Origin of the sequence: Streptomyces griseoflavus, from assembly GCF_014649995.1 — a bacterium.
Lineage (GTDB): Bacteria > Actinomycetota > Actinomycetes > Streptomycetales > Streptomycetaceae > Streptomyces > Streptomyces griseoflavus.
Genome location: NZ_BMUC01000009.1, coordinates 192,631 through 217,469, shown reverse-complemented (window position 1 = coordinate 217,469; position 24,839 = coordinate 192,631). Strand labels below are relative to the sequence as shown.

General features: G+C 68.3%; 42 protein-coding genes. 3 read left to right on the top strand and 39 right to left on the bottom strand.

What is annotated here, in order from left to right:
• Positions 1-52 precede the first annotated feature (52 nt).
• From IE172_RS20445 to IE172_RS20275, 35 genes are all read right to left on the bottom strand, one after another.
• Positions 53-1,051, bottom strand: coding sequence for a glycosyltransferase family 4 protein (locus IE172_RS20445; protein WP_190098697.1), 999 nt, complete (start codon positions 1,049-1,051; stop codon positions 53-55).
• Positions 1,052-1,127: 76 nt separating this feature from the next.
• The gene (locus tag IE172_RS20440; protein WP_190098696.1) at positions 1,128-2,075 is read right to left on the bottom strand and encodes a phage major capsid protein; all 948 of its coding nucleotides are present in this window, start codon (positions 2,073-2,075) and stop codon (positions 1,128-1,130) included.
• A gap of 69 nt (positions 2,076-2,144) precedes the next feature.
• Entirely contained in the window at positions 2,145-2,732 is a 588-nt protein-coding gene (locus IE172_RS20435) for a hypothetical protein (RefSeq protein ID WP_190098695.1), read from the bottom strand.
• Between the two features lie 114 nt (positions 2,733-2,846).
• Complete coding sequence (locus IE172_RS20430; protein WP_190098694.1) at positions 2,847-3,623, bottom strand: VG15 protein; 777 nt, start codon at positions 3,621-3,623, stop codon at positions 2,847-2,849.
• Complete coding sequence (locus IE172_RS20425) at positions 3,623-5,011, bottom strand: phage portal protein (protein ID WP_190098798.1); 1,389 nt, start codon at positions 5,009-5,011, stop codon at positions 3,623-3,625. Before IE172_RS20425 ends, IE172_RS20430 begins: the two co-directional genes overlap by 1 nt.
• 28 nt (positions 5,012-5,039) lie before the next feature.
• Positions 5,040-6,689: a terminase large subunit domain-containing protein gene (locus tag IE172_RS20420; RefSeq protein ID WP_190098693.1), complete on the bottom strand. Its 1,650-nt coding sequence runs from the start codon at positions 6,687-6,689 to the stop codon at positions 5,040-5,042.
• An 8-nt stretch (positions 6,690-6,697) separates the two neighbouring features.
• Positions 6,698-7,156 carry a phage terminase small subunit gene (locus tag IE172_RS20415; protein ID WP_229886233.1) on the bottom strand — a complete coding sequence of 153 codons (459 nt, stop codon included), beginning with the start codon at positions 7,154-7,156 and terminating at the stop codon, positions 6,698-6,700.
• Positions 7,157-7,169: 13 nt separating this feature from the next.
• Positions 7,170-7,772, bottom strand: coding sequence for a bifunctional DNA primase/polymerase (locus tag IE172_RS20410; RefSeq protein ID WP_190098692.1), 603 nt, complete (start codon positions 7,770-7,772; stop codon positions 7,170-7,172).
• A 574-nt stretch (positions 7,773-8,346) separates the two neighbouring features.
• A complete protein-coding gene (locus IE172_RS20405; protein WP_229886209.1) occupies positions 8,347-8,544 on the bottom strand; it encodes a hypothetical protein in 198 nt (65 codons plus the stop codon).
• Positions 8,544-9,404: an HNH endonuclease gene (locus tag IE172_RS20400; RefSeq protein ID WP_190098690.1), complete on the bottom strand. Its 861-nt coding sequence runs from the start codon at positions 9,402-9,404 to the stop codon at positions 8,544-8,546. The genes IE172_RS20405 and IE172_RS20400 overlap by 1 nt, the downstream gene beginning before the upstream one ends.
• A gap of 60 nt (positions 9,405-9,464) precedes the next feature.
• Positions 9,465-9,689: a hypothetical protein gene (locus IE172_RS20395; RefSeq protein ID WP_190098689.1), complete on the bottom strand. Its 225-nt coding sequence runs from the start codon at positions 9,687-9,689 to the stop codon at positions 9,465-9,467.
• Between the two features lie 34 nt (positions 9,690-9,723).
• Complete coding sequence (locus IE172_RS20390; protein ID WP_190098688.1) at positions 9,724-10,056, bottom strand: hypothetical protein; 333 nt, start codon at positions 10,054-10,056, stop codon at positions 9,724-9,726.
• The gene (locus tag IE172_RS20385; RefSeq protein WP_190098687.1) at positions 10,056-10,268 is read right to left on the bottom strand and encodes a hypothetical protein; all 213 of its coding nucleotides are present in this window, start codon (positions 10,266-10,268) and stop codon (positions 10,056-10,058) included. The genes IE172_RS20390 and IE172_RS20385 overlap by 1 nt, the downstream gene beginning before the upstream one ends.
• A complete protein-coding gene (locus tag IE172_RS20380) occupies positions 10,268-10,582 on the bottom strand; it encodes a hypothetical protein (RefSeq protein WP_190098686.1) in 315 nt (104 codons plus the stop codon). Before IE172_RS20380 ends, IE172_RS20385 begins: the two co-directional genes overlap by 1 nt.
• 18 nt (positions 10,583-10,600) lie before the next feature.
• The gene (locus IE172_RS20375; RefSeq protein WP_190098685.1) at positions 10,601-10,858 is read right to left on the bottom strand and encodes a DUF7352 domain-containing protein; all 258 of its coding nucleotides are present in this window, start codon (positions 10,856-10,858) and stop codon (positions 10,601-10,603) included.
• Entirely contained in the window at positions 10,855-11,394 is a 540-nt protein-coding gene (locus tag IE172_RS20370) for a class I SAM-dependent methyltransferase (RefSeq protein ID WP_190098684.1), read from the bottom strand. The genes IE172_RS20375 and IE172_RS20370 overlap by 4 nt, the downstream gene beginning before the upstream one ends.
• Before the next feature lie 9 nt (positions 11,395-11,403).
• The gene (locus IE172_RS20365; RefSeq protein ID WP_190098683.1) at positions 11,404-11,652 is read right to left on the bottom strand and encodes a hypothetical protein; all 249 of its coding nucleotides are present in this window, start codon (positions 11,650-11,652) and stop codon (positions 11,404-11,406) included.
• Positions 11,649-11,924: a hypothetical protein gene (locus IE172_RS20360; RefSeq protein WP_190098682.1), complete on the bottom strand. Its 276-nt coding sequence runs from the start codon at positions 11,922-11,924 to the stop codon at positions 11,649-11,651. The genes IE172_RS20365 and IE172_RS20360 overlap by 4 nt, the downstream gene beginning before the upstream one ends.
• Positions 11,925-11,948: 24 nt before the next feature.
• Entirely contained in the window at positions 11,949-13,166 is a 1,218-nt protein-coding gene (locus tag IE172_RS20355) for a hypothetical protein (protein ID WP_229886207.1), read from the bottom strand.
• The gene (locus IE172_RS20350) at positions 13,163-14,275 is read right to left on the bottom strand and encodes a hypothetical protein (RefSeq protein WP_190098681.1); all 1,113 of its coding nucleotides are present in this window, start codon (positions 14,273-14,275) and stop codon (positions 13,163-13,165) included. The genes IE172_RS20355 and IE172_RS20350 overlap by 4 nt, the downstream gene beginning before the upstream one ends.
• A 10-nt stretch (positions 14,276-14,285) precedes the next feature.
• On the bottom strand, positions 14,286-14,669 hold the full coding sequence (locus tag IE172_RS20345; RefSeq protein WP_190098680.1) for a phage tail fiber protein: 384 nt from the start codon (positions 14,667-14,669) through the stop codon (positions 14,286-14,288).
• Positions 14,670-14,708: 39 nt separating this feature from the next.
• Positions 14,709-14,996: a hypothetical protein gene (locus IE172_RS20340; RefSeq protein ID WP_190098679.1), complete on the bottom strand. Its 288-nt coding sequence runs from the start codon at positions 14,994-14,996 to the stop codon at positions 14,709-14,711.
• Positions 14,990-15,910, bottom strand: coding sequence for a hypothetical protein (locus tag IE172_RS20335; RefSeq protein WP_190098678.1), 921 nt, complete (start codon positions 15,908-15,910; stop codon positions 14,990-14,992). Before IE172_RS20335 ends, IE172_RS20340 begins: the two co-directional genes overlap by 7 nt.
• 3 nt (positions 15,911-15,913) lie before the next feature.
• The gene (locus IE172_RS20330; RefSeq protein ID WP_190098677.1) at positions 15,914-16,360 is read right to left on the bottom strand and encodes a hypothetical protein; all 447 of its coding nucleotides are present in this window, start codon (positions 16,358-16,360) and stop codon (positions 15,914-15,916) included.
• A 196-nt stretch (positions 16,361-16,556) separates the two neighbouring features.
• A complete protein-coding gene (locus IE172_RS20325) occupies positions 16,557-16,838 on the bottom strand; it encodes a hypothetical protein (protein ID WP_190098676.1) in 282 nt (93 codons plus the stop codon).
• A 380-nt stretch (positions 16,839-17,218) separates the two neighbouring features.
• A complete protein-coding gene (locus IE172_RS20320; RefSeq protein WP_190098675.1) occupies positions 17,219-17,821 on the bottom strand; it encodes a DUF6221 family protein in 603 nt (200 codons plus the stop codon).
• Complete coding sequence (locus tag IE172_RS20315; protein ID WP_190098674.1) at positions 17,818-18,051, bottom strand: hypothetical protein; 234 nt, start codon at positions 18,049-18,051, stop codon at positions 17,818-17,820. The genes IE172_RS20320 and IE172_RS20315 overlap by 4 nt, the downstream gene beginning before the upstream one ends.
• Positions 18,052-18,058: 7 nt before the next feature.
• Complete coding sequence (locus IE172_RS20310) at positions 18,059-18,331, bottom strand: hypothetical protein (protein ID WP_190098673.1); 273 nt, start codon at positions 18,329-18,331, stop codon at positions 18,059-18,061.
• Positions 18,332-18,413: 82 nt separating this feature from the next.
• On the bottom strand, positions 18,414-19,121 hold the full coding sequence (locus IE172_RS20305) for a hypothetical protein (protein ID WP_190098672.1): 708 nt from the start codon (positions 19,119-19,121) through the stop codon (positions 18,414-18,416).
• 140 nt (positions 19,122-19,261) lie between these two features.
• Positions 19,262-19,462, bottom strand: coding sequence for a hypothetical protein (locus IE172_RS20300; protein ID WP_190098671.1), 201 nt, complete (start codon positions 19,460-19,462; stop codon positions 19,262-19,264).
• Between the two features lie 21 nt (positions 19,463-19,483).
• A complete protein-coding gene (locus tag IE172_RS20295) occupies positions 19,484-19,906 on the bottom strand; it encodes a hypothetical protein (RefSeq protein WP_190098670.1) in 423 nt (140 codons plus the stop codon).
• A gap of 17 nt (positions 19,907-19,923) precedes the next feature.
• Complete coding sequence (locus IE172_RS20290) at positions 19,924-20,334, bottom strand: hypothetical protein (RefSeq protein ID WP_190098669.1); 411 nt, start codon at positions 20,332-20,334, stop codon at positions 19,924-19,926.
• Positions 20,334-20,573: a hypothetical protein gene (locus tag IE172_RS20285; protein ID WP_190098668.1), complete on the bottom strand. Its 240-nt coding sequence runs from the start codon at positions 20,571-20,573 to the stop codon at positions 20,334-20,336. The genes IE172_RS20290 and IE172_RS20285 overlap by 1 nt, the downstream gene beginning before the upstream one ends.
• 10 nt (positions 20,574-20,583) lie before the next feature.
• A complete protein-coding gene (locus IE172_RS20280; RefSeq protein WP_190098667.1) occupies positions 20,584-21,324 on the bottom strand; it encodes a PP2C family serine/threonine-protein phosphatase in 741 nt (246 codons plus the stop codon).
• A 72-nt stretch (positions 21,325-21,396) separates the two neighbouring features.
• Entirely contained in the window at positions 21,397-21,870 is a 474-nt protein-coding gene (locus tag IE172_RS20275; RefSeq protein WP_190098666.1) for a hypothetical protein, read from the bottom strand.
• A 136-nt stretch (positions 21,871-22,006) separates the two neighbouring features.
• Between IE172_RS20275 and IE172_RS20270 the strand changes: the two genes are divergently transcribed.
• From IE172_RS20270 to IE172_RS20260, 3 genes are all read left to right on the top strand, one after another.
• Positions 22,007-22,255: a hypothetical protein gene (locus IE172_RS20270; protein ID WP_190098665.1), complete on the top strand. Its 249-nt coding sequence runs from the start codon at positions 22,007-22,009 to the stop codon at positions 22,253-22,255.
• Positions 22,248-22,655, top strand: coding sequence for a DUF6221 family protein (locus IE172_RS20265; RefSeq protein WP_190098664.1), 408 nt, complete (start codon positions 22,248-22,250; stop codon positions 22,653-22,655). Before IE172_RS20270 ends, IE172_RS20265 begins: the two co-directional genes overlap by 8 nt.
• A gap of 335 nt (positions 22,656-22,990) precedes the next feature.
• Complete coding sequence (locus IE172_RS20260; RefSeq protein ID WP_190098663.1) at positions 22,991-23,185, top strand: hypothetical protein; 195 nt, start codon at positions 22,991-22,993, stop codon at positions 23,183-23,185.
• On the opposite strand, the gene IE172_RS20255 is transcribed toward IE172_RS20260, so the two are convergent.
• The 4 genes from IE172_RS20255 to IE172_RS20240 all read right to left on the bottom strand — a co-directional run bounded on the left by IE172_RS20255 (position 23,182) and on the right by IE172_RS20240 (position 24,826).
• Positions 23,182-23,667: a hypothetical protein gene (locus tag IE172_RS20255; protein ID WP_190098662.1), complete on the bottom strand. Its 486-nt coding sequence runs from the start codon at positions 23,665-23,667 to the stop codon at positions 23,182-23,184. The two genes, IE172_RS20260 and IE172_RS20255, sit on opposite strands and share 4 nt — an antisense overlap.
• A 130-nt stretch (positions 23,668-23,797) precedes the next feature.
• Positions 23,798-24,190, bottom strand: a complete 393-nt coding sequence (locus IE172_RS20250; protein ID WP_190098661.1) for a DUF3307 domain-containing protein — start codon at positions 24,188-24,190, stop codon at positions 23,798-23,800.
• Positions 24,191-24,267: 77 nt separating this feature from the next.
• The gene (locus IE172_RS20245; RefSeq protein ID WP_190098660.1) at positions 24,268-24,477 is read right to left on the bottom strand and encodes a hypothetical protein; all 210 of its coding nucleotides are present in this window, start codon (positions 24,475-24,477) and stop codon (positions 24,268-24,270) included.
• Between the two features lie 148 nt (positions 24,478-24,625).
• Positions 24,626-24,826 carry a hypothetical protein gene (locus tag IE172_RS20240; protein ID WP_190098659.1) on the bottom strand — a complete coding sequence of 67 codons (201 nt, stop codon included), beginning with the start codon at positions 24,824-24,826 and terminating at the stop codon, positions 24,626-24,628.
• Positions 24,827-24,839 lie beyond the last annotated feature (13 nt).

Below are 24,839 nucleotides of genomic sequence, written 5' to 3'. Positions count from 1 at the left end.
TTCTTCCTGAGCGGCGAGAGGGCGCCCGAGGCGATCCTGGAGATCTGCGACGCTAGCGAGGGGTTCCACGCTTGACCACTCCCTCCATGGCCAGGCACCACGCGTCGAGTTCGCTTGCCGGGTCGAGCTCCGCTGCGCGGGACGTCGACGCCTGCGAAGCCTGCTTGTATGCGGCAGGTGCGGACAACCGTCGGACGGCGTCCTCCCATGCATCCAAGTCGTCGCGGTCACAGAAGGTGCCCGCCTCGGCGAGTGCCTCTGTGAGACCAGGCGTTGGATGCGCGATCACGGGAATGCCGGAGCACATGGCTTCGACCGCGACACGCCCATAGGACTCGTACACCGACGGCACGAGAAGGAACTTGGTACGGGCGTACACGTCCTTCGCCATCCGATGGCCAGGCGTATGCGGCATGATCTCCACGTTCGGCAAGTCCTCGCGGATGATCTGCTGCCCGTAGCCGCCGACCACCCCCAGAAACTTCCGGCGAGGCATCCGCTCCGCCAGAGCGTAGAAGACCTCCGCGCCCTTCTCCGCGGTCAGGTTGATCAGTGTGATCCGGTCTCCCGGAGTCGCCCGGTAGTCCTCCACAGCCACTGGAGGGTGCACCGTGATGCCCCACGGCATCGGCCGGTCCCCTCGGTTGACCCGCCACCAGGCTTCCGCATCCGCCGCCATCCACGCGGTGTTGTACACCACCAGCATGGGCGACCCCTTCACCAGCCACGCCTTCGACTTGTCGAAGGTGTTGTGCAGCAGGTGCACGACCGGGATGCGGTGCAGTTCCCCCAGCACGGACGCCCGGGGCGTGTTCTCCAGGTGGGTGACGATCACCTGGGCGCGGCCGTCGCCCCGTAGCCACGGCCCGGGGTCGCTCTTGCCGCGGTACGGGTGGACACGAACGCCATCGACCTCGTAGGCGCTTTCCGCCGCCGCAGGCTGCGACAGCAGTACATCTACGTCGTGGCCGCGTGCCGCGAGTTCACGCAGCAGGCTGTGCGCCGCCCACTCGGCACCCGCGTTGTGGGCCGGAGGGTAGGCGTGGAGCATCGCCAAGACCCGCACAAGGACTCCGATCTGCGCCTGGCCGGTAGCCCACCGGATGGGGCTGCCGGCCAGGCCCGGGTCAGGACGCGGCCGTGGTCGTCTGCACCGCGGCGAACGGGGACCGGGTCGCCGAGTTGGTGTTGAGGCGGGTCGCCGGGTTGGCCGTGGCGAACGCCACCCGCATCACCACGCGCATCGCGACGGAGTCCTGCTGCATCAGGTTGAGGACGACCTTGCCGTCGTCGTCGGAGATGACGCCCTCGGTGAACAGCTTGAAGCTGATGTCCTGACGCACACCCACGATCGCCTTGGACCAGTCGCCCATCAGCAGCTCGGCCTCGGACATGTCCCAGGCGCCGTTGGTGAGCTCCGACATCGGGTAGCCGTAGAGGGTGCCGCCCAGCTGCCCCTGCAGGTTCGGCTGGTAGATGGGCACGCCCTGCTCGGAGCGCATGGTGTTCAGCTTCCACGTCAGGCCGGGCCGGCTGATGAAGCCGTTCACCGCGAAGCCGTCCGCGGCGACCTTGCCTGCGGCCTCCGCGACGTCGACAGCGAAGTCGACGCCGGCACCGGAGATGACGGTGTTGCCCGCGGCGACCGCGGACTGGTACACGGCTGCCGGCCAGGTGGACGGCTTGTCCAGGCCGAACAGGCCGGCCGCATCGAGCTTGGCGCCGATCGCCTCCACGAGCCGGGGGCGGACCTCGTTCCAGATCGGCATCTGGGCGTCGTCGAGGTAAGCCTCCGGGATCGGCACGATGGCGGCGATCTCCTCGGCGACGAGGTCGACGTTCTTCCAGTCCTGCGACGTGGTCTGCTTCAGCCCGGTGTCGCCGCCGACGAAGTAGGCCAGCGGCAGCACGTCGAGGACGGGCTGGCGCTGCGTCTTGGACGACATCGGCACCCTGCGGGCCCGCTGCAGGAGCGCCGAAGCGCCCGGCAGGTCCTGGATGATGTCGGCGGACACCGGCTCCGGGACCAGCGGGTCGTTGCTGGCGTCCCGGCTGATGAGCGAGTTGTAAGGCACGGGGTCTCCCTTCGAGAATGCAGCGACCCCGGCCCCGTGCGGGTGATTCCGGTGCTGCGGTGAACGTGGTTAGCGGCCGGCCATGCGCCGGATCCATTCGTCCGGGCTGGCCGTGGCTGATCCGGACGCCGTAGCGGCGCCCGGGGTGAGGGCCTCGACGGGCCGTTGCGATGCGGGAGCGGCGGCCGGCGCGGACGCCTTGAGTCGCTCGGCGAGGATCTCCGCACGCGCGTTGATCTCTTCGTCGCTGCCGGAGCCGAGCAGGTCGATCAGGTCCGGCGGGATGTTGTGCGTGGCCGCCGCCATCAGGCGGGTATTGGTGGCGCGCAGGTCACCGAGCTGGCGCTCCGCCGCCTCCTTGGCGTCGAGGAGCTTCTGCTGCTCGGTCTTCTGCGACTCTTGCCACTGCTGGTACTCGGTCAGCTGCGGCTCGGCCTCGCGGTACTTTGTGCGCCAGCCCGCCGATTCCCTACGGAGCTTCTCGATCTCCTTGCGGGCCGCCTCGGGGTCCGCCCACGGGTCCGTTCCCTGGGGCTGCTGGTTTGCCGAGGTGTCCTGCGTTCCGCCGCCGGGCTGTACGTCCGGCTGCTGGGCGATGTCGGCGGTGTTGGCGTCAGACTGTCCTGCAGTCTGCGTGGTGTCGGCCGTGTCCTGCACGGTCCCTCCTCGTTCTGGGCATGAGAAAGGGCCGTGTCCAGCACGGCCCTAAGGTCCCCGCAGACGCGGGCGATATTCGGTTAGCTGACGCCACCAGGACGCCAGAGCTTGAGATCAGGGGCGGTCGGGCGCGGTGTAGGCGGCCCTGCCCTCGGACTCCCACCAGCGGCGGAACGCGTTGACGGCGTGCTTGCCGCCGTGGCCTCGCGTTGTCCGCAGCCAGTCGTCATAAAGCTGTTCGGCGACACCGATGAACGGCTCGTCGTTCGTGAACGCAGGCCACGCCTGGCACCCGCAGTGGTCGTGGTAGCGGTTGCCGCCCTGCCGTGGATCACCCGCGGTCTTCGCTGACTTGTACACCGGCCCTCGCGAGGCGAGCATCGCGCACCAAGCGCACGGATCAGCGTCCGTGACCCGCGCCCAGCCCGTGGCTTGCTCGTCGGCCTCGATCGACCGCTGCATGGCCTGCCGGCCGCCTTCCAAGGCCAGGTATTGAGTGCTCCCGACGAGACGGACAGCGGCAGCATCCATGGCCTGCTGAGGCGTCTTGCCTGCGGCAATGGCCTTCTTGAACTCGACTGGACCCGTCACGTCGAGAGCGCGTTCCAGGCGGTGGACGAGGAGCGGCAGTGGATCCTCTGGGGTGAAGTCGCCGTCGTCGATCCCCGCATCGCGGCGAGCGTCCATGTAAGTGGACCGGGCCAGAACCGCGGACTGCTCGCGGGCTTCCTGCACCACCGGCTTGAGCGCTGCTTGAACAGCCGGCCAGGAGGCGTCGATCTTCGCCGGATTCATCAGCTCTCGCCACACCTGCAAGACGTGCCGTGCAAGGCGGGCCGCCGCCAGGGCCTGGATACGCCGATACCGCTGGGGCGCTCCGGGGTTGGCCATCAGAGCACCAGGTCCGGCATCGGAGAGGGCTCAGCAGGTGGAGGATCCAATGCCTTCATCTGCTTCTCGATGATGCCGTTCAGCCGGCCCAGCGAGTCACCCTGCTCGGCTGTCGTCTTCCAGCGCTCCACGTCGGTCTGCGTGACGCCCGGGATCTTCTCCCACAGCTCCTGCGGAGGCACCCCCAGCATCGTCACGAGCTTGCCCAGGGCGTCCACCGTCTGGGCGAGCGACCGCGCTGACGTGTCCCGCCACACGACCTGGGCCTCGGTGTCCTCCCACGCCGAGTGGTCACCCGAGGCCAGGCCGGCGAGGCGAAGAGCCTGCTCCCAGCCCTCACCGAACAGGGACTCTCGTTCATCGATCTTCCGGTCGAGACCGTCACGGGCCGCGGCGAGTGCCTCAGCGGACAGATTCACCATCTGTCCGAGCAGGTGGTAGGGCGGCACCTGCGACAGAGTCGACATGTGCCGGATCGTCGCCTCGCGGCTTTCGAGATATCCCTTGAGGTCCGTCTGGCCGAACTCGCCGAACTTGGTGTCCGCGTCCTCGGCGATGAAGACGCCGTCGACGCGCGAGCGGAACGGTTCGATCGGGTTGCCGTCGTCGTCCTGAGGCGGCGCCATCCCCGTGACCCAGCGCTGCCGGAACGCCGCATACTGCTGCGCCATGAGCAGGTTGAACGTGGTCATGTTCAACTGGTCCTGCGCATCGATGAGCGGCTCGACCTCACCGATCACGCCGTCGCCGTCAAGGTCATCCGTGTTGACGAAGCGGACCACCGGGCACACGCCCAAGTCGTGTCGCATCACGCCGTTCTCGTCCAGCTTCAGACCGGAGCCGTCGACGTTGCCGACAAGCGTGTAGCGGGCCTGGTCGTCGTACACACGCACCACACGCCGCTGGCCCTTCGCCGTGTTCTCCACGCGGTCCTCGATCGCGAACAGCGGCCACTCGTCGTTCACCGGATCCGCATACAGCGCAGTCAGACGCCGCGGCGAGAACGGCGTGATCACGGGAACCGGCTTGCCCGGCATCACCACCACATAGGCGGCGCCGTAGGTGAGGGCAGCCCGGTGCACGCCATGCTGGCGGGCGTCCAGCCTGTTCGCCTGCCACACCCGCCAGGGCGAAGCGTTGTCGTCCGCGCCCTTCGGCCGATAGCCGTCGACATACATGTTCTGCGATACCACCGTGACGACCAGCGGAAGGATCTTCACCTTCGCCCGCTCGATCAGCCACCGGTACTCGGCACGCGCACCCGCAGGAACGTAGACGCTCGCGTGCTTGCCGGCCATGTAGTCGGCGATCCGCTGGAGCCGTGGCTGCTCCACCTCGCGCAGCTTCAGCAGCCGCCGTGCCGTCGACACCGCCTCGTCATTGCCCATCAACGGCACAGCGCGCCCCCTCCCTCGCTCACGCGAACCCGTGGACGCGCCCAGTGCGCTGCCGCTTCTTCTGCCTCTTGGACCAGTCCGGCGACGCCAGCAAGGCGCGCCTGGCCATGTCCGCCAACTGCATCGCCGCGAAACCGTCCACCTTCTTCGGGGACTCCCGCGACTCCTTACCGAAGGAGACGCCCCACTTGTTCGGCCTGCGGCGGGCGTTGGCTACATGCCGCTTCAAAACCGGGTCGTCGGTATGCACGATCTTCCGGTCGAGGATGGCCTGCACCAGCGCCTCGGTAGCCTTCGTCAGCTCTTGCTGATGGCCGCGCATGTCGTATCCGATCAGCGACCGTGCCGACGCCTTCACCAACAGCTCGTCGCGGTACGTCTCGCCCCACTCGTCGATGTACGACTCCCACAGCTTGACGTCCGCGAACATCGCCCGGACCTGGAAGCGGCCGAAGGCGTGCGCCACCAGGTCGGAGACCTGCTTGCGGTCGACTTCCCAGTTCTTGCCCAGCGGGCCCTCGGGGCGCTCCCAGATTCCTAGCGGCTGCACGAGCCGGTCGGAGACCCGCATTGCGATGAGCGCAGTCGCATCGTCGGTCTTGCCGCCGTCGAAGCCGAGCGCGATCTCGTCCCCGTCCTTCAGACGTTCATCCGACGCGCATTTGGCCCACTCCCCCGGGTCCAGTAGCGCGTCCTCCGCAGCGACCGGCTGGTTCAGCCAGTACCGGCGGGAGTCGGAGGGCGCGGACTGGGGATCCCAGATCTCGGCGATGATGCCGTCCAGGTCCATCCAGGCCGCCGCCGGCCCGTAAGCCTCCTTGAGGCCAGCGAGCAAGGCGTCTCGGTCAGCAAGGTCAATGCCGTCCGCGGCCTGCCGGTGATCGAAGAGCAGGCCCGCCGCATCGGCGTCACGGATCCTGCCCTCACGGATGGCCTTGAAGTAGGTGTGCGTCGCCTCGGCGACCGAGTCCTGACCCGGCTCGTACATCGTCGACGTCTCAAGGCACCACGGTTCGGCTTCCTTGCGCTTACGCAAGTTCCTGCGGACCGTGCCGTGCATGCGCCGCAGCTCCGGCAGCACGTACAGGTGGGTCTCGTCGAAGACCGCGAAGGTCTCCTTACCGCCATCCTTCGCTGCGGACGACGCAGTCGACGGAGTGATCTCACCCCGCTGGTGGTGAAGGATGATCCGGCTCGACGACTGCGCCGACTTGCCGATGTCGATACCGGGGAAGTCATCGCCATGGTGCTCGATGAGATACTCGAGCATCGTCGACACGTTGTCGTAGGTGTTCCCGGACTGGCCCTCTTCCGTGGCCAGGCACCGGATGAACGGCGACTTCACCGGCCGGCCGACAGGCTCCCCATTCGCATCCCAACCGTCGAACCGCACCGGGAACAACGCCTCGGCGCACACCAGCATCCCGGCGATCTCCGACTTTGCCCGGCCCTTCGCCCGGGACAGGAAAGCCCTGCGGTAGACCCGCCGGCCCGTCTCCGGATCCAGCCGGTATGCCTTGACGATGAACGCGTAGAACTCATCGTCCAGTTCGATCGGCTCGCCGACAACGTCGCCAGGGCCGTGACAGAGGTACTCCTCGATGTGGTCGACGATCTGATGCCCGAGCGAAGGGAACTCGCCGTCGTACTGGGGGCCACGCCACGGCATGGCACCCCCTAACCGGCGTCCTCGCTCACAATCCGCAGGTTCTTCCGCCGATCCGACGTCGACCGCGGCGTCTCCACTGGAGCCTGCTTGTCAGCCGGAGTCTCGATCTTCAGCTTGAGCCGCATCCGGTCCTCCGGGGTGGCCCCGTACTTCGCTGCGCGCAGCCGCACCTCAGACGCGAACTCCCAGCGGCCTTTCGTCCACATCACGTGGTGCAGCAGAGCTGTGTCGAGGAGGAAGTCCCAGTCCGTCTCGATGAACACCTGCGCCTGCGCCGACCTACGCCACGTCTCCCACCACTGCCGGGTCCGCGGATGCCAATCCTCGTCGTCGGGAAGAACACCCTCGGGGAGTAGCGGGCCGCGCAGCTCCCCGTCGTCCTCTACGCGGTTCAGCTCCGCATCCCGGGCCTTCGAATCCCGGGCGCGTGACCGCGTCGCCTTCGGCGCCATGCCGCGACCAGCCATCAGGGTCACCCCCTCACAGCAAGTCGTCGAGCACCTTCGAGAGATCAGCCAATGAAGACGGAGCACCCTCGAACGGCTTGCCCGTCATCGTGATGTAGCGGCCACGGTCGTACACCTCGACGCAGGCCTCTCCGCGCCTGATCCGGCGCCCCCGGCCTACGGTTCCGTAGCCCCAGATGTGCAGGCCAGTACCGGACGGCGACACCTCAATGTACGTGCGCGGCACCCGATCTACGATCTCTCGCGCCCAGCCGGCCAGCACGCCGCCATGCAAGGCGTGGTCGAGGTCGATGCACACCAGGCGATCCACCGGGCTCAAGACGAAGCCGACACCCACTCCAGTCGTCGACCGCTTCGCCGCACTGTATGAGCTCCAGGTCTCCGGGTCGGTCGACGAGGCCGGCGCCCTCCTTGGGCCGCGGGCCGACAACGGCACCTTGCGGTCGCTGTACCGAACCCACTGAGAACGGCGTGTCATCGCGGCCGGGACCGGATCCGACTTCCGCTGGCGGGCTCGGTGAGCAGCCATGCGACAGCGGCCCGAGCAGAAGCGCGCATTGTGCGCATGCCGTGCACCAAGGTGCTCCCGGCAGTGCTCGCAGCGCTTCGTCTTCATGCATCCCAGTCTACGGCGATGCGTGACGCCAATCTGTGCTGTGACCTGCACTGATACAGGTTCGTGACACGCGAGGGGCCGTGCAGGCCGGCGACGCCTCAGGGGCGTTTCCGCAGGTCAGGCCATGATCACGAGATCCCCAGAGTCGCGCGCATCGCGCCAAGCTAACGTGCCCGATCCTCAGATCTAAATGATCTTGGAGGCACCCCCCAGGGTGATCTTGGAGGCATGATCACCCTGAGATCGATCAAGGTCGACTTGACTCAGTTGATCAAGCCGGGGTGAGCCTCGGCCGGCCGTCGCCGAGGAGGCTTGGCATGTGCCACGGCCGATGCCTCACGACCTGTCTTCTGATCGTGGTGCCACTGACACAGGGCCCAGAGGTTCGCGTCACTGTGATCGTCGACGCCCAGGGCGGCGCCTTGCTTGTGGTCCACCTGGTTGGCTGGCTCTCCGCACAGGCCGCCGGCTGCGAGGGGCCACTGACAGACGTGGCCGTCCCGCTTGAGGATGCGGCCGCGGATGCGGTGCCAGCCCTTCGGCAGGGGTGATGATCGCCGGCCTTGGCTGGGCATCAGTCTGTGTCCTTGCCGCCGTGGGCGTTGGGGCCGGGGCGTTCTCCGGTGGCCCGCTTGTGCAGGTTGGAGCAGAGGCCGTCGAGCATCCGGCCGGGCTTGACGTACTTCCCCAGCTGGACTCGGCAGCGCTCGAAGTCCCCCTCTGATCCCCAGGCGATCTTGGCTGCACCGGGGCCCTCGGCCCAGTAGCGCATCAGGCGCTCAGTGTCAGCGGCATCTCCGGGGGTTGCTTCACGTCCGGCGACCATGCGGAATCATCTCGCTTCCATTCAGCGACGAGCTTGGCTCCCTTTGACAGGTTGCAGCTTTGGCAGGCGGGGAGGACGTTGCCGATGGCATGCCGGCCTCCGCGGGAGAGAGGTATGACGTGCTCCATGTGGATGCCGCCTTCGTTGCCGCCGCAGTAGGCGCAGCGGTGGCGGTAGTGGCGGACGAGCTTGCGCCAGTCCTTGCTGAGGATGCCGACGCTGCCTGGGTTGAGCTGCTCCCACATCCTGCGATTGGCCTTGTATTGCGCCGCTATGGCTCGTCGCAGTTCCGGGTTGGCCTTCACCCAAGCCTTGGTGGCTGCGAGGCGTTGCGGCCGGTATCGGGCGTAGGTGACACGGCGGCTGCACAACCGGGAGCAGTACACGGAGGTGGACTGCTTGGGGGTGAAGACTGTGCCGCAGCGCTGACAGGGGCGGTCAGAAAGGTCTGCGTACTGGTAAGCGCGGCGGGCTCGGTGCCGGTTACCGCACTCGGGGGTGCAGTACTTCTGATCAGTGCGCCACGCCTTGAAGGTGGTCTCGCAGCCGGGGCAGGTCCGCTCTGGTTCTGCGGCCTTCTGTCGGGCGGCGTAGAGGCGGTTGTAGCGGAGCCCGTTGCAAGCCCGTGAGCAGCAGACGGAGTCTCGCCGCTTCGGGATGTAGATGGTGCCGCAGATCTCGCAGGCGCGTTCGGGTATGGCACCCAGTGGCTGGCGGGTGGGGCAGGTCTTGCAGCGCCGGGCGTTCCGGTGCAGGGCGCTGATGTCTGCGCCGCAGCGGTCACAGAGGCGTGTAGCGTTGGTCATGTCGGTCTGCTCTCATCAGATCGGCCACGCCCCGGGAGTGTTAGCGCACTCGCCGGGGTCCTACTTATTCAACGCCTGCGCACCGCCTGTCAGTTCCCCCTCGGGCAGCGGCTCATCGTCGCGTTGGATGCTGGCACCTTGCCCGCAAGGGATGGCGAGGCAGTCGCCTTGGCTGTCGGTGAAGATGGCCCAGCCGGCTTCGAAGCGGAGGGTGAGGTCGTCGCCTGAGAGGCGGAGGTCGTCGCGCCGTTGGTCCCGCGGGTGGATGACGAGATAGGCCGGCACGTCTACTCCTCAGGGCTGCGTTCGGTATCGCCGCTCACTGGAGCCTTGCTTGCGGGTCGTCCTTGGCCTTCCGTATCGCTGCGTCGATGACGCTTTGCGGGTCTTGTCCGGCGAGCTCGACTACGACTTCCTGCCTTGCGGACGGGGCGTCGAGGTATGCGGTGGTGTCGTTGGCGGGGATGTCGATGGTGCGGTCGCAGAAGAGGACGCCTCGGGCGCCGATCTTCTTGCCGAAGGCGTCCCAGTACTCGGTGAGCATGGTGGTGGCTTCGAGCGTGTCGACGTCCCACTGGTCGATGACGAGGACGAACGGCGGCCGGTCGTCGCCGCTGCCTTCGGGGAGTTCGAGGATCTGCAGGCGGGCCATCAGGCGTCACCTCGCTTGAGGTTCTCGCGGAGGACGTCGCCGATCTCCAGCAGGGCCTGAGTGGCTGCGACCAGGGCGTAGACCTGGGCTTTGGCTGCGCGGGCCTGGATCTCGTGGGTGGAGACGGTGCCTTGCGGCATGGCGTTGAGTTCCTGCGCGGTCTGGTCGAGGGTGCGTTCGGCGAGCTGCCGGTAGCTGGGTACGCCTGCCATCAGCCGGTCACCGCCTCGTAGGTGGCGGCGAAGATGGCGGGCTTGCAGGGGTAGAACTCACCCTGCACTCCGGTGATGATCCAGTCTCCGGGGCAGACGGTGTGGCCGCCTTCGAGGGTGTCGATCCAGCCGTGGTCGTGCCAGATCCGGCCGCACGGCTCGTGCGTGAGCTGACCGCTGTACTCCGGTTCGGGTCGCCGGAAGTAGCGGACGACCTTGCCTTCTCGGTCAGCCGGTCCGTCCTGCGGGTGGTCTCCGTTCTGGTGCCACTGGTGGGCTTCGATCTCGACGGGGCGCTTGCGGTAGCGGGCCATGGCGCGGGCTCCTGTGGTTCAGGGGTGTTCGATGAGGTGCCAGACGAGTTGTCCGCCGGGTGCGATGGTCGTGCCCCGGTAGTGGGTGCCGTCGGGGATGGGCTGTCCGGTGCCGAAGACGCGGAAGCGTCGGGCGGGGAGGTCTTCGCGCTGCCAGGCCCAGAACTCGACGGTCCAGGGGCTGCGGCAGCCGACGTGCAGCGGGGTGCTGCATCCGGCGATCTCATGCCACCGGTCGTCGACGGGAACCTCAAAGCGGAAGATCTGGGCGGTCACGTCCGCGTCCACCACCAGCAGCCGAGCGTGTTCCCACGCATGGACTCGACCTTCCCGCCGAGACTCGCCATCACGGCGTCCATGTCGTCCGCATCCCACTGGTGCAGGTGCGCCTCGTGCGGGTTGCCGTCGACCTCGCCCTGCGGGGAGTCGACGATCGGCACGCTGACGAGGATGTTCCACGCCCCGGCCGCCTCTGCGCGCTGGAGCAGGGCGACCGCGTCGTCCCGCTCGACGTGCTCCAGCACATCCCCAAAGATCACGAGATCCCGGTGGAAGAGGTGGTCGGGCGCCTTGCGGGCGTCCATGACGTGGGGCTCGTCGTACATCTTGCGGGTCTTCGTCGACTTCAGGCGGAAGCGCTTCACGTAGGGTCCGTGGACTTCGATGCAGGTCCACCACACGCCCCCGTGCACGGGTCGGAAGAGCTTCGCGTAGGTCCCCTCACCCGGCCCGACATCCGTGACCGTGTTCGGCAGGTGGTAGCGGAACTTGTCGAGGGACCAGTCCTTGCCCTCGTTGTCGCTGGTGGGCATGGCGGTCTCCTACGTGGGGACGATGCTGATCTGCGGTTGGGTGATCTGGAGGCGGCGCCCGTACTTGGCGAGCACCTGCTCGATCTCGGCGAGGCAGGCTTTGGTCTGCTGCTGCTCGTGTTCGGCGATGAGCCGGTGGGCGTCGGCGAGTTCGTCTTGCTTGCGCGCGGTGCATGTCTTGAGGTGCTCGTCGAGGTCGACGACGGCGTCCGTGCAGTGCGGGCAGTCGTAGAGGCCGGACTCGCGGGGCTGCGTCATCCGTCGACCGCCTCCTCCTGCCGAGGGCTGGCGTCGCTGAAGAAGTCGCCCATGATGTTCGCGAAGTTCTTGAGGGCGCTGTCGGCGATCTGGTTACCGCTGGCCTTCTGGACGTAGCTGCTGATCGCTTCTGCCTGGTGACGGACGTCGGCGGGTACGGCTTTGAGGACGCCCCCGAGGCAGGCGTCTTCCTTGCCGTGGAGTTCTTCGTGTCGCTGGATGGCGATGATCAGATTCCATGCCCACAGGGGCAGGTCTGGTGTGGCGGCCATGGGCGCGGGCCTCCGGGGTGTGGGTTAGGTGGTGTTGTCGGTGATGAGTCCGATGGTGGCGAGCTGTGTGAGCAGGCTGGTCAGCGCGGCGTTGCCGCCCTTGGCGCCGGTGACGGTGCGCCGGGTGGTGTCGAAGATGACTCCGCCGGCGGAGCGGACCTTGAAGACGCCGCCTTGCGCGTAGGCGATCACCCCGTCGGTGGGGTTCGTCGACGGTGCGGTGGTGGCGTTCTTCATCGACAGGACGACGCCGCCGGAGCCTCCGAAGTCGGTGCTGGTGGAGCCGAGCTGGAGGGCGCCGGTGAAGAAGGCGACAGCTCGGTGCACGATCGCCCCGCTGCTGCCGATCTCGAAGGTGGCGGTGCCGGCGCTGGTCTTGGTCTGGAACAGCGGCGACGTGGTGGAGGCGATGCCGGAGACGACGAGGCCGGGTGTGGTCGTGTCGGGCTGCTTGACCTCGAGTGACGCTTCGGGTGCTTCTCCGATGTCCATTCCGACGCCGGCGCGTCCGCTGCCTTTGACGACGAAGTCGTCTCTGCCGTTGTTGCGGAGGACGATGAGGTTGCCGGTGGTGGCGCCTTCGGTCGCGGTGACGAAGATGCCCTGCGCGGCCGTGCCGCCCATGCCGTTGCGCTTCAGGTCCAGCGACAGGGCTGCGGCGCCGGCGTCGCTGTTGATGTCGGGGCCGGGGTTGAGGTGGGAGATCTTCGCGGTGCCGAGGCCGGTCTCTTTGCCGGACAGCTGGAACGCGCTGCCTTGCGGGTTGTCGGAGACGACGTTGAGTGCGGATACGTGCGCGCCGGATGTGCCTGCCTGGTAGAAGGTGCCGGCGTGCTGCGTCGTGCTGGTGGTTTTGGCGAAGAGGACTCGGACGGGCAGGTCGGCGAAGAATCCGCCGGTGAGGGTGCCGCCGCTGGCAGGGAGGAACTGGCCGCTGGCCCAGGCGCGGTCGCCGTGGGGGTCGGTCGCGGTGGCGTGTGCGGTGACTTTCGCGGTGGCGTCGGCTGCGGCTGTCTCGATGGCCGCAGCCTGCGCGTCGGTGGCTGCTTGGACTGCCGTGTCGAGGACTGCCGCGGCGGAGCCTGCCGGGTCGGCGCCGACCATTTCAGCGTCGATGGTGACGCCGCCGGTCTTCCCGTTGACGGAGGAGACGAGGCCGGCGGTCACGGTGACGATGCGGGAGGGGGCGCCGTTGACGGTGATCGCGTCGATGGGGCGTTCACCGGAGACTCGGATCCTCACCGGGTCACCTCCGGCGACACGATGGCCCGGCCGTTGAGGAGGCGGACGACGGTCGAGCCGTTGACGACTTCGAGGTCCCAGCGCCCGTTGCGGGTGAGGGTTTCGGTGATTGTGGCGGGGATTTGGATGCGGATCTCTGGCCCGTCGATGGTGAGGTAGTCGGTGAGGTCGAGGAGGAGGTCGCCGTGCGCGGAGGCTTCGGACCTGATTTGTGAGCGGGCTGTCCAGCCGTCCCAGGTGAAGTCGGGGTCGTCGTCGACGGTGAAGCGCTGGAGGAAGGTGGCGCCTTGCTCGATGTACAGGTCCCAGTCTCCGGCGGACAACTCGGCCACCTCCGGGATGTCGGTGTCGGCGGACACGGCGGTGGCGTTGCTCTGGGCGCTGCCGGTGGCGGTGCCGTGGTAGGCGGCTGCCCCGGCTGTGGTGGCTGTGGCCGTGGCTGCGCCTGTAGCGGTGCCGTGGGCGACGAGGATGCCGACCGCGGTGGCGGAGGATTGGGCGCTGCCTTCGCCGCTGCCGAAGCTGACGGCGCCGTCATCGAGCGTGTTGAAGTAGTCGAAGGCCGCGTAGTCGTCGGCTCCGCCGTCGCGGTGGGCGCTCATGTCGAGGGCGCACAGTTCGGCGTCGGCCGCGATCCAGGCTGGGGTGGCGAGGGTGCGCCGGGTTGTCCACGTCGTCCCGTTGGGTGAGGTGGACCAGGTGAGGTTGGTGCCGTCGTCGGCGAGCCGGAGGAAGAGGTGCGCGACCGGGTCGTAGGCGAGTTCGACAGCGGCGTCGTCCCAGTAGCCCGTCTCGGACACGCACCGCAGCATGCCGGTGACCTTGTTGATGATGAAGCCGACGCGCGTGCCTTCGACGGTGCCCTGCACGGTCACTGCCGCATAGGCTTCGGCGGTCGCGCCGGTCGGGTTCGGCGTCGTCGGCACCTGCACGAAGAAGCTTGCTCCGGCGAGGGTCCACGCGTACCCGGTCTGGCAGCCGGCGTAGCCGACCGTGCAGGGCACCCGGGCCTGGCCTGCCACCACCGACGTGCCGCCGTAGGCGTTGCCCCATTCCGGGCTCAGCGCTGCGGCGTTGAAGTTGTCGACCAGCGTGGACAGGGACGGCATGTCGCCTCCCTCAACTGATCGACAGGTCCAGATCGCCGGCCGCGATCCTGTACTCGTCGCCTGCCGACAGGGTCTTCGGTTCGTTGAGCGGCCCGTACCAGAGTCGCACCGGTGTGCCTGCGGAGTCCCAGATCTCCCAGCCGACGATCGTCCCGGCGGGCATTCCTGCCCAGACGAGGTCGGCCGAGGAGGTGGTGGCCCCGCCGACCGCGGCACCGACGCTGAGGTTCTGCCGGGCGTAGGAGCCGCCGGTCACTTCGGTTCCGGCTGCCGCGTCACTGCCTGCGGCGGTCACGAGCGCCACCTTCAGTGGTGGCGTGGGGGCTGTGGCGGACAGGCCCAGGATGAAGTCCAGGACGCGGTTCTCGCCGGTGTTGGTCAGGTTGTCGGCCACGCGGCCTCCTCGGTTGGGCGCCGCGGGCGCGAGGGGGGGTTAGGTGATGTTGAGGGTGCCGGAGAGGCGGACGATGTTTTCGGGCCCGGGTGGGTCGATGGCGATCCAGACGCGGTAGGTGCCGCGGGTGAGGAGTGTGCCGCTGTCGGGGCCGATGAGGATGCGGGCTTGGCTGTCGGCCCATTCGGCTGTTTGCCACTCGCCGGCGGCGGGGTTGTCTCCGTGTGCGACGACGGCGATCCGCACTGGGGTGCTGGTGAGGTCGATGCCGGCGGGGGCGGTGACGGGGATGTGCAGGTATTCGGTGGAGGTGGCGGGGATCAGCATGGCGCGCCCACCTTCCAGCTGCTGGCGGCCGGTGGGCTTGCCGTGTAGGGCGCGCTGTGTGGCGTGCCTACGGTGATGTCGATGTCCTGGTCGGGGCCTGCTGCGACGAGTGGTCTCGCTGTGTTGGTCTCCAGGGCGGGGGCGAGGGCGGCGTTTTTGGCGCCTTCGAGGGGCCGGCCCGCCTCGTGGGTTGTGGCGGTGTCGAGGCTTCGGCTGACCGTGCCCGCGAGGGGCTGGGCGGCCTCGGTTTGTACCGCGGCGGGTAGCAGCGACGCCTTGGCCCCGACAAGGCTGCGTGCGGTCGCGGTTTGGAGCGCAGGGCTGAGCACAGCTGTCTTGGCGCCGGCGAGGGTTTGCGCGGTGTCGGTGGAGGCCGCGGTGCCGAGGGTGGCGCCTGCGGCGATGTCTGCTGCGGTGAAGTCGTCGTAGCGCAGGGCGCCGACGGACTCGGATCGGATGCCGACGTTGGTGCCGGTGGGGACGTCGGTGTTGGTGACGGAGACCCGCTGGACGCCGTTGACGGACGCTTTGATCGTGGAGCCGACGGCTTGGACTCGGGCGGTGTCGCCGGGTGCTGCTGCGACAGCGTAGGTGCCGATCATGACGAAGGAGCCGCCGACGACGGCGAAGAGGTCCCAGGAGGTGCCGCTGTTGCGCCACAGGTAGCCGGAGGTGATGTTGGCGTTGCCGCGGCACCAGACGCCTTGGCTGGCTGTGGTGGTGGCGGCGATGGTGACCTGCGCGTAGTGGTCGCTGCTGGCCATGGGTGTGGCGGCGCGGAGGATGATTGTGCCGCCGGATGCGCCTGGGGACAGCTGGTTGGAGGCGATGGACCAGTCGCCGGACACCTCAATCCAGTTGGCGCCGAGGTCGCTGTTGTTGGGGCGGTTGAAGTCGTCGCTGATGCTGGCCACGGCTCAGGCGGTGGAGCTGACTCGGCAGAAGTCCGCGATGGTCAGCACGAAGTTGTTGCCGTCGGGGGTCCAGGTCAGGTCGTGCTTGGTGAGCGGGATGAGGTCTGCGTCGGTGCCGCTGGTGGTGTCGGGGTCGTAGCAGATGACGACGGCGCCGACGGGGTTGCCGGTGGGGGCGGTCCAGGTGATGTCGGCGGCGTCGATGGCGACGCGGTCGTTGGCGTCGTCCACGGTGACCGTGACCGCGCTGAGCGGCTTGCGGCCGACGCTGGTCTGTTCGTTGGTGGTGCCGGCGACGACGGCGGCGAACGTCTGCTTGTCGCGGAGGACGGCGTCGGTTTCGAGGCCGCTGGCTTCGAGGGCGATGAGGACGAGGCCGTCGTTCGCTGCGGGGAGGGAAGCGAGGTGTGCGATGCGGCCGAGGGCCTGATTGAAGACGATGCTGGCCATTGCGTTCTCCAATCAGACCGCTTGCTGTTGGGTGTCCCGCCGCCCGGGACGGGGTGGGCGGCGGGACTGGGGCGGCGACCGGTCCGCCCCGCACGGGGTTGTTGTCCGCCCTGGCCCCCCACTAGGACCAGGGCGGACGAGTGGCCGAGCGCGATGGCGCTACGAGGCCGGCCCTGCGATGACCAGCGCAGGGAGATCAGGCAGCGTGCTGGTGAGGGCCACGGCTGTTGGCTGCGGGGTCGGCGGGCCGGTGTTTGGCGCCGCCTTCCGCTGCGGTTTTGACGGTGGGGAGGTGGAAGACGGGTCCGGTCTCGGCGATGAGGACTGGTTCGATCTTCTTGCGGGTGACCCAGACACGAATGGTGCCGGGTTTCACGCCGGCTGTGCGGGCGGCTTCCCAGAGGTCGCCGAGGTCGCGGTTGCCTTCGAGTTGAGCGAAGTGGATGTCGAGCCCGTCGGGGTTGGGGTAGGCGACCACGGCACCTCCCCTGGGTACGCGAAAGCCCCCACCGGGATGTTTACGGCGGGGGCTCCAGAAGCGTGTGGTGACTCGTGTTCCACGATCAAGGATCACGATTACAGATAGGCGGATTTTCGTCAAGTGGCTTGCCTAGTTCCGGCTGTCGTCTTCGTCGAGGAGCGGGCGGATGAGGTGAAGGTATTCCCAGATCCATATGCCGAGTCGTTCGGCGGCGGCGTGGTAGCCGTCTCGCCGTAGCCATCGGTTGGTTCGCCATGTTCCGTTGTGGTGCCGCATGATCCAGTAGTTGCATCGCTGGGAGATGGAGGGTGGCTTGCTGGTCCAGTAGGTGGTGACGTCTTCGACGGCGGGCGGTTTGTGCCCCCAGGGTGGGGCGGTCACGGAGCCCACTCCTCGCCCTTGTGGTCGGGATGACCGGCGAACGGCTGGGCGAGGATCTTCAGCGCGCGCGGGATGCGCGGCTTGAGTGGTCCCTCGGGTCGTAGTCGACGCCAGTAGGACTCTTCGGTGTAGTCCCACCGTTCCCAGCCGTCGCGGCCTGCATCCACGTTGCGTTCCCAGCCGGGTTCGGGTTCTCCGTGGTCGTCGCAGGGTGGCACGTCGACGTCGGCCCATTGTTTCCGGGGTCCGCTGGTGGTGCGGTACTTCCAGGCAGGGTGGGATTCGAGGGCGTGTAGTTCTGCATCGGTTGGTGGGTCTTCTTCGAGCTGCGGTTCGATCTCGTCGATCAGAGCAAGCTTGGCGTCGAGGTCGACGAGGACGACGGCGGGGTTGTTGGCGACTATGTGGTCGGCTGACTCCGGCTCGTGCGTCAGGCCGATGTGCGGGGAGATGTATCGCCGCTTGCCCGGCATGGCATAGGCAGAGTCGTCGGCGATCACCCAGCCGTTCTCCGGATCGTCTTGCAGGGATGCTGCCGCTTCGGCGACGGCCCGCCGTTCGCCGTACCGGGCCCGCAGGAAGTCGGCAATGTCGCTCATGGGGTCTCCTGGGTGGCTGCGATGGCGCGGAACTCGAGGGCGTCTGCTTCAACGTCGATGGCGGCGCCGGCGGTGTGGAGGTCGCAGTCGAGGTCGTCGGCGAGGTCTCGGCAGGAGGTGGCGATGGCTCGGAGGAGGATGAGGACGGCTTCGCAGGGCAGGTATGGCTGGCCGTCGTTGGCGGTGACGATCGGCAGACTGTCCGCCGCATGCGGCAGCGGGGCGGTCACGTTGCCCTCACCTCCAGTAGCGCGCCGCGCCATAGCGGCGGAGGTCGCGGATGGCCTCCGCGACGTGTGGTGGGTCGGGGAGGACCATCATCGAGTGGAACTTCCAGACGCGTCGCTTCTCGATCCATTCCCACGCCGCCGGTTCGAGGGCGTCATCGTCGTCGGCGTTGTCGAACCAGGCGTCGAGGCAGGACTGGCAGAGCAGAAATGTGTAGCCGTTGTGGCCGGTCCAGCGGGCAACGACCGGCCCGCAGCTGGCGAGTCGACCGGTGCAGGTCATCGCCACCTCCATTCAAGGTAGATCGAGATGCCGCTGACGATGATGGAGCCGAGACTGATGACGATGGCGAGGATGGCGATCGTCATGCCGCAACTCCTGCCGCTTCTGCGAGTACCCGTTCTTGTGCGGCGCGGAGTTCCCGCCACTCCCCCAGCGTTTCCCACCTGTTGCCGCATTCGGGGCAGTGGATGCGGTGGCTGCCGGTGGATGCGGTGAGCTGTGTGCCGCACCAGTTGTCGTTAACGACGGTGGGGCAGAGGCCTATTTGGACGCGGCCGGGCCGTTTCTCTCCTGCTGCGAGGGCGGCGCATTCGGCGTGGAGCTTGCGGAGGTCGTCGATGTCTTGCCCGATCTCCTCATAGCTGGAGCAGGCCCAAAGGAGGTTGTTGCTGAGGAACTCGACCAGGTGCGGGATGGCTTGCTTGGGGGAGCCGCGCCAGGGGGCGATGGTCCAGCCGAGGGCGGATCGCCACGCGTCTTCGATTGCGGACAGTCGGGCGTCGATTCCGCCGGGGCCGACAAGGGCGAGGACTTCCAGCCGGGGTGGAATCGGCGGGGTCTTGCTGCCGGAGGTGGCGCCGCCGGGTCGTCGGGAGCCGCGCATCAACGCCGCGGTCGTGTCGAGCTGGGCGAAGAGGGCGGGGAGTTCGCGGATGCGTTGGGCGGTGGCGTCCTCACAGGGCCTGCATGCCCATCGATTGGCTTCGGCGACCCAGAGCTGCCGCTTGCAGCGGGGGGTGACGCAGGTCGGCCATTCGTAGCCGTCTTCGGGGGTGGGGTGGTCGTGCACGGCGGGCTCCTCGTGTGGTGCGGGAAGCGGGTGACGCTTGAGCCAATGGTGCACTACAGGGTTGACATTGCTGGGCCAATGGCACGGTCGGGCATGCTTGTGGGCCCGCACTGGTTCGGTGCGGGCCCACCTGGGCTGGTTCAACGGAGGGCGCGCAGGTGGTCGGTGGCGAGCCACATGAACGCGTGTCCGTGCGTGGTGTCGACGTGGACGTACCGGCCATCGGCGCGCACCGACTCCACCTCGACTCGGTGTCCGGCCATGGGCAGGAAGATGATGCGGCCCGCGGTGAGCTGGCCGACGCGAATGGTCTCGGTGACGGTGTCGGGGATGTCAAACACGAAGGCCTCCCAGGGTGACGGTCACGCCGTCGTGTAGCGGTCGATGGAGTAGGTCAAGCTGGTGAGAGCCCCTCGCGCCGTCAGGTACTTCGGCGGGCCCTGCTCGCAGGTCGGGCACTCGATGTCCTCGTACTCGCAGCCCAGGCACACCCACCGGATGTCGACGTCCGGCGTTTCGGTCTCCTTACGGATCAGTTCCTGCCCTCGGGCCTCCGCCTCGTTCCGGGTGGTTGCGACGTGGAGGAGTTCGTTTCCGCGGCGGACTTCCCACCGGTCGGCGGGGAGTACGTCCTGGGCCGCGCGCCTGTTGTGGTCGGCGGCTTCCATGCGGAGGATCGCGGTGGCGGCGTCGCCTTCCATGTCGGCTTCGTAGGCGGCCTGCTCCCACAGGCTGGCGGCCTTCTCGTGGGCGACGGCGATGGCGAGCTGGGTTTCGGCGTTCATGCGGGATCCTTCCGGGGTCAGACGAGTTCGCGGGGTACGACGAGGAGGAGGCTGTCGGGCGAGTAGGTGGTGCAGCCGTCGACGGTCCACCAGTCGGAGCCGGCGCCGATCTGCCGGAGCTGCCCGTTGTGGGTGCACCAGCCGCAGTGCCGGGGGTCGAACGGGTGGGCGTCCCCGGTCTGCGGCTTCGAGGCGTGGGAAAAGTAGGACACCCACTGCGCCCGGTCGATCGGGTTCAGCAGGTGGTCGTGGTGGGGCTGGATCGTGCCGATCACCGTGTCGCCGGCCCGAACCTCGGCGACCGGGGTGACGCGGACGTGGAGCGGGTCGAAGGCGTCGGCGGGCGGGATGACCACGTGCCAGCCGGTGGCCGTCTCCTCGCTGGGGGCGCGGACGACCACGCGGTGGAAGGCAATGGTGACGGGCATCAGGCGTCCTTGCGGCTGGCGAGGCGGGTGAGGTCGGCGGTGAACTCGGCGACGAGCTTGCGGGCCTCGTCCTCGTTGGCGGCGATCCAGTGGTAGGCGGGGTCGGTGCGGGGGGTGTCGGGGTCGTCGATGGGGTTGAGGGTGAGGACGAAGCCCTCGACGAGGTAGCGGCCGTCGGGCAGGGTCTGGGCGGTGATGAAGCCGCCGGGGCAGGGGGTGAAGGCGGGGACGGCGGGCATGCGAGGCTCCCTACTTGGGCCGGATGTCGGCGATGAGGACGGTGGCGTTGTCGGCATACGGGTTGGCGACGGCGCGGGCGGTCGCGACGGCGGTGTCGACGAAGTGGCGGGCGGCTTCGCCGGGCATGCCGATCAGCTGGTCGGGGAGGTGGTGGCCGGCGTCCTCGTGCGGCTCGTAGGCGCCGTCGGAGGCGAGCACCAGGCGGAAGGTGTCGGCGCGGTAGACGGCGGTTTCGATGGCGGGGTGCCCGCACTCGTTGATGGTCTCCTCGTCGGTCTCGACCGCGCCGAGGCAGGAGGTGACGATGTTGCGGTTGCCGCCGGGGCTGCCGTCGCGGGGCGGGAAGATGCGGCGGAGGTTGTGGTCGTTGGTGAGCCGGCGGGCGGTGCTGCCGCGGACCGCGTAGGCGCGGGCGTCGCCGCACCAGGCGACGGTGAGCGGCTGGCCGGGCGCGGTGACGGCGACGACAGCAGCGGCCTTGGCGCCGATTCCCCACGGTCCCTGCCGGTCGGGCTCGGACGCGTACCGACTGTAGACGGCGCGCAGGCCGGCCTCGGCGTCACCGCGACGCGCGGCGGCACGGGCGAGACGGCGGGCAGCCTGGCGGGTCCAGTCCCGCACCTCGTCGGACGACCCGATGCCGTCGAGGAGGACGTAGGCGCGGGCCCCGGACGGGGCGGTGGACACGGCGGTGGCGTCGCACTGGTGGGTGCGGTCGCCGATCAGCTGGGCGGTGGCGTAGTTGCGCATGGGTGGTTCCCCCGGTTTCGGTTGCGCGGTGGATCGGCGGGCCCGGCCGGTGGGCCGGGCCCTGGAGTTGGTTCAGGCGGCGATGAGGTCGGCGCCAGCGATGGCCTGCATGAGGGGCAGGTCGCGCCCCCCGTACTCCTCGTACCAGTCGGTGAACACCTCGACGGTGCCGACGCCGGGCAGGTCGACGGTGACGGTGATCTCGGTGGCCTCCCACGTCGACTCGCTGCCGTAGGTGGAGCGCTGGACGGTGCGGGTGGTGACGGTGCCGCCGACCCGCTCGTACACGGCGTTCAGTTCGTGCTGCGACCACACGCCGACGCGGCGGGCGGTCTCGCTCTCGTTCTCGCGCATCTGGCGGCCGGGCATGCCGAGGGCGGCGCGCACCTTCGCGGCGAGCTCGGCCTTGGCGTGGGCGAGGAGGAGGGCGGTGAAGGTCAGGGGCGCCGGCTCGGGCTCGTCGCCACGGAGGAGCTGCGGGTCAATAGGGGCGAGGACGACGGCGGTACCGGCGGCGACGATCGCGGCCTGGGCGGCGTGGGTCATGCGGACTCCGATCACGCGGCAGGCCGCTGTGCGCGACCACCGAACGGTTCGTGTATATGCACACCGTAGCCCCTAGTGCATATACACAGCAACCCCTATGGTGGAACGCATGCATATACATCCCTACGATGACCGTATGGCCAAGCAGAACACCGAGCGGCACACCCCGATGCGCCCGATCCGAATCCCCGACGACGAGTGGGAAGCCCTTGGTAAAGCAGTCGGCGACCGCAACCGCGCACGACTCATCCGTGAGTACATCCGCTGGCACATCCGCTGGCCCGGCAACACTCAGCCAACCCGCGCGCCCGAACAGATCGGCGGCCCCGGCATCAGCAAGAAGACGACAGAGCAGGCCAACCACCAGGAGCCGCAGGATGGATGACCTCGTGCAGTGGCTACGCGCCCAGCTCGACGAGGACGAGCGGATCGCGTGGGTGGCTCAACGGCAGCGCGGCGGCGGTGAGTGGGTGGCCCGCGCAGACGCCACTGGGATCGTCGCCGTAGAGGGCCTCCCGGTCCGCGCCGGCGAGCCGATCCCCGTCGTACTCCATCCGGATGAGGACGAGACAGCCGACCACATCGCAGAGCATGATCCGGCGCGGGTGCTGCGAGAGGTCGAGGCCAAGCGGCAGGCCCTCGCGCACTACCAGCAGGTCTTCCAGCAGGCCGTTGACGGCGCCGACTCCTACGTGAAGATCGCAGCCGCACTCGGCAGGCAGATCCGCATCATAGCTTCTATCTACGCGGACCGGCCCGGCTACAAGGAGTCGTGGCGCCCATGACCACCCGCCCGCCGCTGATCACCGACCACTGGTTCCGCGAGGGACCAGTCCGCTCGGACGAGGAGTCCACAGCATGAGCGAAGAGACGCAGCTTGCCCGCGCCGACCGCTACGAATGCGGCATGGCCAGCGGCCTAGACTGGTGGTGCCTGCTCCGACCCGACCACTCCCTTCCCCACGTGCCCCGCCGCAGCCCCACGCCGCCACCGCCCCTCATGCCGGGTCGTTCGAACGGCGTCCGCACCGCATAACGAAGCGCCCCGCCGGACAACCCCCCCGGCAGGCCGCTTCCGTGTTTCCGCCCCGCCCGCCTCCTGGGCGGGGCACACTGCGGGTATGGCGATCCGGGTGAGTATCCAGGCGGACACCGAAGACGAGTGCGTCGAAGGCCTCGCGCAGCTGGTCGATGCCGGGTTCCAGCCGGTGATGATGCCCCGCTACATGACCGACGGCCGGTGGCTCGCCCGCGCCGTACCCACACGGAAGGCCCCGACCGTCGACGACGGCCAGGGCCTTGAAGTGGCCGGCTAGGCGTCGTCTTCCTCCGCCAGCTGCGCGGCGAGGGTGTTGAACGCGGTCACGTACTGGTTGGCGGCCTTGAGATAGGCCGGCTCGGGCTTCACGGTGTACGTCTCCGCAGCCCCGTTCCCGAACGTCACGTTGATGACGGCGGCACCCTTGTTCTTCCGGCCGGTGGCGACGGCGGACGCTCCGAGGGTGGCGGCGCCAGCGATGAGCCTGGTTGCGGTCCAGGCTTTGTGGGCGCCGGCGTTGACGAACTCTGCGGTGCCGCCCTTGATCGGGCCGAGTGCGGTCACGCCCATCTTCGACGAGGGCCACATTTTCAGCATGGCCGCGGTGTTGAGGGTTTTCTCGGCGGGGTGTGCTGCCCGCCATGCTTTGAGTGCTTCGGCGTCGGCTCGCCGCTGCTCGGCTGCTTCCTGCCGCTGCTGCTTCTTCTGCGCCTTGGCCGCGGCTTTCTGTGCGGCCTTCTCCGGGTCACGGTTGAACACGGGCCCCCCTGGTGTTGGTTCGGGTGGGCATCATGCGCCAGGACGAGGTCAGCGTGGGGCCGGTGTGTCCGAGTTGTGACAGGAGGGGCCCCGGTCGAGTGAACGACCGGGGCCCCTCGTTGTCGGCCGATCAGGCAGCCATCCCGAGTGCGGCAACAGCCAATGCGATGACGTGCGCGGCCTGGTCGACGTGCGCCGCACCACCGTGCTGAATGAACTCCTTCTGCCCGGTGTTCTCCATCCACCAGCGGATGGGCCACCTGCGGTCGATGACCGCGTGAGTGCCGCCGATCCAGACGAGCGCCGCGATGCCCTCCCAGACGCCGGGAGTCTCGTCCAAGGCGACGGCCGCGACCGCGAGGACGACCGCGCACGCCACGACGTGAGTTCCGGCGTGCATCAGGTTGGCCTGCCACCCCTTCACTCCGGAGTCCGCCTTGTGTGCGGCCTGGTCGTCGGTCTGCAGCGGGTAGTCCGCGGCAAGGTGAGCGACGTACAGCAGGACGAACAGCTCTGCGAACATGGCGGGTCTCCGGGCTTCGTGTCGGGTTAGCGGGTGGGGTAGCCGTGCGCCTGGCGGTAGACGGCCTTCCGACCGGGTTAGCAGCTGGTCTGGTCGCCGTAGACGTTCTCGGCGTAGTCGCCTGCGTGGTAGTCGCCGCTGATGCGGTCGCCGCCAACGGAGACGTTCGTGGTGCTCTGGCTGCCGTAGCGGGTGCCGAAGTTCACGTTTTGGCGGGTGGCGTCGACCGCGCCTTCGGCGATCTCGTTGATGACCTGCTGCGCGAGTTCCTTGGGGCTGCGTGCCATGGGTTCCTCCTGGTGGGTTCGAGTTGGTGGCTCTACTGTCTCGGGGATGCGAATTGGCGTCGGCTCCGAGAGTGCCGATAGAGCGTGACGGGCGTCACTTCTGGTTGTTGGTGCGGGCCTATACGCCGCTGGTGCGGTTGTGGGCGGGCTACTGCCTGTACTTGGTCACGGCGGCGGCGACGGCTTCGCTGCGGGTTGCGTGGAGTCCGGAGTCGACGACGAAAGCGCCTGTGCGGTCGTCGACGATGAGGGCGACCCAGGTCTTGTCAGGGACGGTTCCGGTATCGAGGAGCCGGCCGTAGGTCTGGTGGATGTCCCACGAGTGTCCGGGCTTGAGGGTGAGGGCCATGCTGGGGTCCCTT